Below are 8,448 nucleotides of genomic sequence, written 5' to 3'. Positions count from 1 at the left end.
TTGAAAAAAAGACTATAATGACCTTATAGAAGAAATCTAATTTTTACTAGGGGGGAAAAAGATGAAGAATTACATGCAGCATCTTAAAGAGCGGGCAATCAGCGCCTATCCGCCCAAGACCAGCCGGCGGTGGACTATCTGTATTGTGGTCGCTGTCCTTGCTGGATTAGTGTTGAGTCACTTTGGCCAAGCCAAGTTTGGGGCTTCGCTTGCTGATTTTGCCCTGCTTTGCGGGATTGACCTGCTGGCTGTGACTTTTGCCAAACATGGCGTCAATATTATTCTGGCCTACTTGCTGGCAACGGTCCTGTACCTGGTCGTGACAGTCCCGCTGACCTTTTACATCATGTCATTTAACCATTTATAAGAAAGCAAAAGGAGCTGACTTCTAGTTAAGAAGCAGCTCCTTTATTATTTAGTCGAATTGATCCAGTGAAAACCAGCCCCGATGAGCCAGATGGCGCCCCCTAAAATAAAGAGGACCCAGCTGGTAGACCAGCGGCCGGTCGCGATGCTGGCCAGCAGGTAGACGGCGATAACGATAGTCCAGTAGATGCTGTTGATCCTGCCCAGGCGCTTAGGGTCAGCATCCTTCTTGCTTGGCCGGTCCATCTCTTCGCCTGGTTCGATGGTCTGCCCTTCTTGCTTGTCGTCTTTCAGCAGGTAGTCAGCTGACACGTCGTATAAAACCGCCAGTTTGGCGATGTAAGATATGTCGGGCACGCTGTCGCCGTTTTCCCAGCTGGCCACGTTAGCTTGCGTGGTCATTAATTTTTCCGCTAATTCTTTTTGGCTTAAGCCATGCTTCTTGCGCAGGTCGCGCAACTTGCTTGGAAGCATCATGTTTTTCCCCCTCATCAATCTCTCTTCTATAATATTATAGCCTCTAGCCTGGCTAAAAGCTCGCGGGGAAAAGAAAAAGTTCCCGCCTAAGCAGGAACTTGAAAATTCATTAATCTAATTCGTCAGCCAGGTCGGTCAGCTTGGCAAATTCACGCTGAACCAGGAAGGAGACGCAAAGAGCCAGACCAGCCAGGACGATGAAGGCGGCCAGGGTGATGTAGTAGCTCTGCAAAACTTCGTGGGTGAAGGAGAGCAGGAGCGGGCCAACCATGCCGGCCGCTGCCCAGGCGGTCAAGATGGACCCGTGGATGGCGCCGAGCTCTTTAGTGCCGAAGATGTCGCCCAGGTAAGCCGGGATAACTGAGAAGCCGGCCCCGTAGCAGGACATGAGCAGGCTGAGGGCTACAGCGAAGACAAATGGTGAGTGGGTGAAGATCAAGATCACAAACATAGCCATGTCAACGACAAAGATCAAGCTGTAGGTCAAAGGCCGGCCGATGTAGTCGGACAAGGTTGCCCAAATCAAGCGGCCAAAGCCGTTGAAGAGGCCGATGATGCCGACCATGACAGCGGCAGTAGCCGCGCTCATCCCAGTCAATTCCTGGGCCATCGGTGAAGCGGCAGAGACCAGGGCGATCCCGCAGGTGATGCTGATAAAGAACATGAACCAAAGCAGGTAGAAGGTCTTGGTCTTCAGTGCCTGGTTGGCCGTCATTTGCAGGCCGCCGGTTAAGGAAACAGCTTTCTTGTCTTCGCTCTTGAAGTTGGCCAGGTCTTTTGCACTTGGCCGCTTGATGAACTGGGCAGAAACGATCATGACCAGGAAGTAGCCGGCCCCCAAGATGTAGAAGGTACCCGCCAAGCCAACGCTGGACATCAGGAATTGGGCAATTGGGCTGGTCAAAAGAGCGGCAAAGCCGAAGCCCATGATGGCCAGGCCAGTTGCCAAGCCACGTCTATCCGGGAACCACTTGATGATGGTTGAGATCGGGGTGACGTAGCCGGCACCCAGGCCCAGACCAGCGATGACGCCGTATGAAGCGTACAAGAGCCAGAGCTGCTGGCTTTGAACAGCCAGGCCAGTCAAGGCAATCCCGCTCCCGTAAAGGATGGCGGAAACAGTCCCGGTCAAGGTCGGGCCGAATTTTTCAACCAGGCGGCCCATGAAAGCCGCGGACATCCCCAGGAAGAAGATGGCCAAACTAAAGGCAAATGCAACTGATGATTCGCTCCAGCCGGTCTGTGCCGCGATTGGCTTAGTGTAGACGCTCCAAGCGTATACTGAGCCGATCATCAGATGCAGCATGACCCCCGCCAAAGCAACAATGTAACGATTAGTCTTCATTGTTAAGATATTCTCCTTATTAATCTTTGGACTTTTAGACAATACACGAACAATATTCTTAAATAGGGTCAATATTATTCGATGTGTTAAGGATACCATGTCAGCAATGTAAGGACAAGGTGAAATTTTCAAGATCTTGTGCTGGAAACGCTAAACATGCTACTAAATCTAGGGCGCTTTTTTAAAAAGAGTTACCGGTAACATTGCCGGAAAATGTGAAAGCGCTTAGGAAAACCGCTAAGATAGAAGGGTGAGAAAAAAGTGGCCACAGGCCAAGGAGGAAAAAATGGCTAGCGATACCAAGATCGACTTGCGCAAGCAAATGATTTACAGCATTTTTGTCAGAAACTACTCGCCAGAGGGCAATTTTGAAGGGGTCCGGAAGGATTTGGACCGGATCAAGGATTTGGGGACGGACATCATCTGGCTTTTGCCAATCCAGCCGTCAGGCAAGGAGAAGCGGAAGGGAAGCCTGGGTTCACCATACGCGATTTCCGACTACCGGGCCATCAACCCGGAATACGGGACCATGGAGGACTTCAAGCGCCTGTGTGACGACGTCCACGCCAAGGGGATGAAGATCATCATCGACTGCGTCTACAACCACACTTCACCAGACTCAGTCTTGGCTAAGGAGCACCCGGACTGGTTCTACCACAAGAAAGACGGCAGCTTCGGCAACAAGGTGGGCGACTGGAGCGACGTTATCGACTTAGACTACAGCCATAAGGACCTGTGGCAGTATCAGGCGGAGACTTTGGTCATGTGGGCCAAGTACGTGGACGGCTTCCGCTGTGACGTGGCCCCGATGGTGCCGGTGGACTTCTGGAAATATGCCAGAGAAGAAGTGGCCAAGGTGCGGCCAGGGGCTATTTGGCTGGCTGAATCCGGTGCCCCGGACTTTATCCGCTTTTTGAGAAGCAAGGGAGCAGTCGGCGGGTCAGATTCTGAGCTCTACCAGGCTTTTGACATGACCTATGACTATGACATTTACCCAGACCTCAGAGCAGCGCTTTTGGGGCAAAAGGACTTGACTGACTACCTGGCTGGTCTTAACCGGCAAGAGGGGGTCTATCCGGAAAACTACGTCAAGGCCCACTTTTTGGAAAACCATGACGTGGTCCGGGCTCACGGGATGATCGATGATCCGGCGGCTTTGCGGGCAATGACGGCCTTTATCTACTTCATGAAGGGGGCCATGCTGGTCTACAATGGGGAAGAAAAGGGGGATGCCCACCACGTGACCCTGTTTGACAAGGACCCGGTTGACTGGAGTGGAGATATTGATTTGACTGGTCTCTTAAAGAAGATGCATGAAATCAAGCAGCTGCCAATCATGGCCAAGGGCAGCTATGAGGCTAAAGAGGTCAGAAAGGGCGTTCTTGAAGCTGTTCACAGCCTGGATGAAGGCGAAGAAGAAGAGCAGCTGATCGGGATTTTTAACACGACCGGCAAGAAGCAGGCGATTCCGACCAAGTTGCCGGAGGGGAGCTACAAGAACCTTTATGATGGCAGCAGCGTCCAGGTTTACGAAGGAGTCATGCGGATCGGCGAGATTACCATTATTGAGAAATAAGAGCTGAGAAGGCGGTCTGAGGGAGACAGTTTTTTTGCGAGAATTGGCAAAAACTTTTTTGACAAAAGCAGATTGTTTGCTATAATGAAAGAGTTGATAAATTGCCAATTTAGCTCAGTTGGTAGAGCATCTCCCTCGTAAAGAGAAGGTCGTTGGTTCGATTCCAATAATTGGCACTCAGAGTATCAAAGAAGTCCGCTGCAAACGCAGCGGACTTTTTGTTGTTCTTAAAGAGGGATGCGGACTTACAGTTGGGCGAAGTAACGAATAGTGCGCACCATCTGTGAAGTGTATGAATTTTCGTTGTCGTACCAGCTGACGACTTGAACCAGGGTCTTGCCTTCAGGCATTGGGATAGTCTTGGTTTGGGTGGCATCAAAGATTGACCCGGCCCGGGAGTTGATGATATCTGAAGAAACGATTTCGTCAGTGTTGTAGGCAAAAGATTCAGTTTCACTGGCCTTCATCTTGGCATTGACTTCTTCAGCGGTGACTACGCCGTCGACTACGGCGTCCAGGATGGTGGAAGACCCGGTGGCTACTGGCACTCTTTGGGCTGCCCCAGTCAATTTGCCGTCCAGCTGAGGAATAACCAGGCCGATAGCCTTAGCGGCACCGGAAGATGCAGGTACGATGTTTTGCCCAGCAGCTCTTGACCGGCGCAAAACGCCCTTTCTCTGCGGCCCATCCAAGAGCATTTGGTCGCCGGTGTAGGCATGAATGGTGGTCATGACCCCGCCGGTGACTGGGGCCAGGTCATTCAAGGCTTGGGCCATCGGGGCCAGGCAGTTGGTGGTGCAGGACGCAGCAGAGATGATCTTGTCGTCAGCCGTCAGACTCTTGTGGTTGACGTTATAGACGATAGTTGGCAGATCCTTGCCAGCTGGAGCGGAAATGACGACCTTGCGGGCGCCGGCTTGCAGGTGGGCGCTGGCTTTTTCCTTGGAAGTGTAGAAGCCAGTGCATTCCAGCACAACGTCAACGTGCAATTCGCCCCAAGGTAAATTGCTGGCATCTTTTTCAGCATAGACTGAGATTTCCTGCCCGTTGACGAGAAGGGCATGGTCGTTATATGAAACGTCACCTGGGAACTGGCCGTGGGTAGTATCATATTTCAGCAGGTAGGCCAGCATTTCCGTGCTGGTCAAGTCGTTGATGGCTACTACTTCATAGCCTTCAGCTCCAAACATTTGCCGGAAGGCCAGACGGCCGATTCTGCCGAAACCATTGATGGCAACTTTTACTGACATATTTGTAATCCTCCTTGATTCTTATCCGAATTCCGGCTAGCCGCCGTTTGCTTCATAGTTCCGAGAAACGGCTTGATTGGCTGGCCTTTACGATTATCATTATACGAACGGCCGGGATGTTTTATAATAAAGGATATGAAAAAAGGAACTATACAATCTGTCAATTAAGGAGGAAGTCATGCCGCAAAAAGACCGCTACAAGGACCGGGTGCTGAATATTGAATTCAAACCGGTCGCCGCGCTGGAGACGCCCCGGGCTATGAGCCTGGCCTTGCTGACTCATGGCAAGGCGAAAATGAAGATCAATGGCCAATCGGCTACCGTCAAGGCCCCGGCCCTGCTTTTCTTAAATGAGGCCGATCGGGTGACGGCCAGCGGGGATTTCGCGGCCCAATCCTTCAGCTTTGACGAGGCTTTTTTGAAGACGGCTCCGTTCAGCCGTGAGCCGGACCAGGAATTCCATCTGGCGCTCAAGACCGGCCAGCGTCTGTTTGCCAAGGATGCCAGGCAGAAATACTGGGAGCTGCCAAATAAGATCTACGAGCAGATCCGGGAATGGTTCTTTATCATGGGGATGGAGGTGGCAGCCCAGAGCGATGAGTTGTGGTGCTGCAGGATCAAAAAGTACCTGATTCAGATCTTGAGCATGGCGGAGGATTTGAGCGCTTTGACCGCGGAAGACCCGGTCAGCCTGGCTTTGAGCTACATCTATTCGGCTTACTATGAAAAAATCAGCCTGGAGGATCTGACCAGACAAGCCTGCATCAACCGGGTGACTTTGAACCAGCTTTTTAAAGACCGCTTTGGCTGCACGGCCATGGAGTACCTAACCAGGTACCGGATGAAGATTGCCGCGCAGATGCTTACGCACACCGGAATGAAGGTAGCGGAAATTGCTGAGGCGGTCGGCTTTGACTATGATACCTATTTCATCAGGATTTTTACCGCTAAAAAGGGCCTGTCGCCGACTTCTTACCGCCAGCAGACCAGGCAGGCGGCTGAAAGAGTTTGAATGGCACGAATTGATTTTACCCTGGCATCTAGTGATGTTCTGCTTTTTGCTTAGAGCAGATATACTGTAATCATCAAATCAAGAGACGAAGCAGAAATTAAGAAAATAAGCCAAGAGAAAGCTAGGTAAATGAAGATGGAAAAGAAAGTTATTTTGATTACTGGTGCCAGCAGCGGGATGGGTTACGAAACTGCCAAGAAATTAGCTCAGCAGGGCAACAAGGTCTACGGGGCAGCCCGCCGGGTAGAAAAGATGGTGTCTTTGAAGGAATACGGGGTAACCCCAATTCACCTAGACGTGACTGATGAAAGCTCCTGCAGAGAAGCGATTGAAGAGATCATCAACCAGGAAGGCCGCATCGATGTTTTGGTCAACAACGCGGGTTACGGCAGCTATGGCGCGATCGAAGACGTGGACTTGACTGAAGCTAAAAGGCAGTTTGACGTCAACCTCTTTGGTCTGGCAGCTTTGACTAAGGCAGTTTTGCCATACATGCGGGCTCAGCATTTAGGAACCATCATCAACATTTCTTCCATGGGCGGCCGGATTGTTTCCTTCATGGGCGGCTGGTACCACGCGACTAAGTACGCGGTTGAAGCCTTCAGCGACGCCCTGCGGATGGAAACCAAGCAGTTTGGCATCAACGTTGTATTGATTGGGCCAGGCGGCATTAAGACCAACTGGGGCCATATCGCGGCTGATCACCTGGCAGAATCAGCCAAGGGCGGCGCTTATGAAGAGACTGCCAATAAGGTTGCGGCAGGGATGCACAAGCAGTACAGCGGCAACATGATGAGCAACCCAAAGGTTGTGACTCGGGCGATCAGCCGGGCAGTTAACGCTCGCCGGCCACGCCCTCGTTATTTGATTGGTTTTGGGGCCAAGCCATTGGTCTTCGCGCACGCTATTTTGCCAACCAGAGCTTTTGATTTCATTATAACTCACGCATCTTAATATTTGTGAATCCATAAGCAGGTAAGCTTATGGATTTTTATTTTTTACTTAGATTTTGCATGAAAATCATTAGTGTAACCGGTTAACAAAGAAATGAAAAGGCGGTAAAATAGACTTAAATAGGATAAGCATGTACTTAAGACATAGCTAACTCGTGGTGAATTAAATAATGATGACTATTTTATCTTAGGTATAGTAAGCTATTCTAAATTTGAAGAAAAAAGTTTAGTGAGAAATTATGACGAGAGAGAGGGATGCAGAAATTTTATGACTAAATGTGTGTACTTCTGTGTGGAAAATATAGGCTATAGAGTTGGCTAATTGCTCAATACAATTTGGATGAGTGATGGCAAGTGAACCTGTTGTGAGCTATTTCTAGAAAATGGCTAGTTTTGTCTAAGAGGTGTAAGCATGTTATCAAAGAACAATCGGCATCTTCAAGAACAACGAATGAGCGACTCCAAGCAGCGTTTTAGTATCAGAAAATACAGCTTTGGTGCCGCTTCAGTTTTGCTGGGCTTGTCTTTTTTGACTTATGCTTGGGGGAGTCCTGTATCAGCGGATACGACAGACCAGTCGGCAGTAACGGTTACTGAGACTAAGGTGACGAGCACGGATAAGGCAAGTAGTGCTCAGACGACTGCAGCTAGTGAAGCTACTGTTTCTACGGCGACTAGCGAAGCAAGCAGCAATGCGACTGGTGAAGCAGCAAGTACGGCCAGCGAAGCTGTAAACTCAACCGCGACTAGTGAGTCAGCAGCGGCAGAAACGACTCTAAGCAGTGAAACTGCAAGTAAGGAAACGGTGACTAGTGAAGCGGCTAAGGAGAGCACCGCAACTAGTGAAGCAAGTAAGACCAGCACTGCAACGAGTGAAGCTAGTGAAAAGGCAAGTACGGCTATCAGTGAAAGCACGACTCCAGCCACGGCCACCAGCGAAGAAAATAGTCAAGAGCAAACGGCCACTAGCGAAACAGCTGACGCTAATGCTTTGACTGCTTCTAAGGTGGCTAAGGCTTCAGCACTTAAGTCAGTAAAGTTGGCAGCGGCTACTACGGCTACGACTGACACCACAACTTCTACGGATGATGCGGCTTCTTCAAGCGGTGAGATTACTACTGAAGGCAAAGCAAAGGGGCTGACTGACAGCGATGTTGATCCAGCGATGAGTGATGCCCACGGGGCAAGTCTGTTACTTGACAACTCTGCAAAAAAGATTCCTAGTGGCTACAAGGCTGACCCAACTGAGGGACGTTACACTTTTGGGATTCTTAGCTTAGGGCCAATTAATCAATCTGGCTATACCAGCTATAACCAAACGTATAATGTCAATTACTACATCCGGGTATCAACGGCTGCTAAAGCTACCAATGGGGTATATGATGATACTGTTTATATTCAATTGGTTGACGCTGATCAAGACACAGTTCTTTGGGAAAGCTCAGCCAAGCCGGGTGATTTAAACAAGA

At 50.1% G+C, this 8,448-nt stretch carries 8 protein-coding genes and 1 tRNA gene; 6 read left to right on the top strand and 3 right to left on the bottom strand.

The window, feature by feature from the left end:
* Positions 1 to 61: 61 nt before the first annotated feature.
* Positions 62 to 367: a hypothetical protein gene (locus ACI32D_RS05050; RefSeq protein ID WP_439775531.1), complete on the top strand. Its 306-nt coding sequence runs from the start codon at positions 62 to 64 to the stop codon at positions 365 to 367.
* A gap of 44 nt (positions 368 to 411) precedes the next feature.
* Here the strand turns inward: ACI32D_RS05050 and ACI32D_RS05045 are convergent, their stop codons facing one another.
* Positions 412 to 843, bottom strand: a complete 432-nt coding sequence (locus ACI32D_RS05045; RefSeq protein WP_439775530.1) for a helix-turn-helix domain-containing protein — start codon at positions 841 to 843, stop codon at positions 412 to 414.
* Between the two features lie 109 nt (positions 844 to 952).
* Positions 953 to 2,188 (bottom strand): L-lactate MFS transporter, encoded by a 1,236-nt coding sequence (locus tag ACI32D_RS05040; protein WP_439775529.1) that lies wholly within the window; start codon positions 2,186 to 2,188, stop codon positions 953 to 955.
* A gap of 286 nt (positions 2,189 to 2,474) precedes the next feature.
* Here ACI32D_RS05040 and ACI32D_RS05035 point away from each other — a divergent pair, with 286 nt between their 5' ends.
* Both ACI32D_RS05035 and ACI32D_RS05030 read left to right on the top strand, forming a co-directional pair.
* Entirely contained in the window at positions 2,475 to 3,764 is a 1,290-nt protein-coding gene (locus ACI32D_RS05035; RefSeq protein WP_439775528.1) for an alpha-amylase family glycosyl hydrolase, read from the top strand.
* 103 nt (positions 3,765 to 3,867) lie between these two features.
* A tRNA-Thr gene (locus ACI32D_RS05030) sits at positions 3,868 to 3,940 on the top strand.
* A 69-nt stretch (positions 3,941 to 4,009) separates the two neighbouring features.
* On the opposite strand, the gene gap is transcribed toward ACI32D_RS05030, so the two are convergent.
* Entirely contained in the window at positions 4,010 to 5,014 is a 1,005-nt protein-coding gene (gene gap, locus ACI32D_RS05025; protein WP_439775527.1) for a type I glyceraldehyde-3-phosphate dehydrogenase, read from the bottom strand.
* A 178-nt stretch (positions 5,015 to 5,192) separates the two neighbouring features.
* On the opposite strand from gap, the gene ACI32D_RS05020 reads away from it, so the two are divergent.
* The 3 genes from ACI32D_RS05020 to ACI32D_RS05010 all read left to right on the top strand — a co-directional run.
* On the top strand, positions 5,193 to 6,026 hold the full coding sequence (locus tag ACI32D_RS05020; RefSeq protein WP_439775526.1) for a helix-turn-helix domain-containing protein: 834 nt from the start codon (positions 5,193 to 5,195) through the stop codon (positions 6,024 to 6,026).
* Positions 6,027 to 6,161: 135 nt separating this feature from the next.
* Positions 6,162 to 6,980, top strand: coding sequence for an oxidoreductase (locus ACI32D_RS05015; protein WP_439775525.1), 819 nt, complete (start codon positions 6,162 to 6,164; stop codon positions 6,978 to 6,980).
* Between the two features lie 450 nt (positions 6,981 to 7,430).
* A partial coding sequence (locus tag ACI32D_RS05010) for a YSIRK-type signal peptide-containing protein (protein WP_439775524.1) occupies positions 7,431 to 8,448 on the top strand: 1,018 nt, incomplete at its 3' end.

This window comes from Lactobacillus sp. (assembly GCF_051873315.1).
Lineage (GTDB): Bacteria > Bacillota > Bacilli > Lactobacillales > Lactobacillaceae > Lactobacillus.
This window is presented reverse-complemented; position numbering and strand designations above follow the sequence as displayed.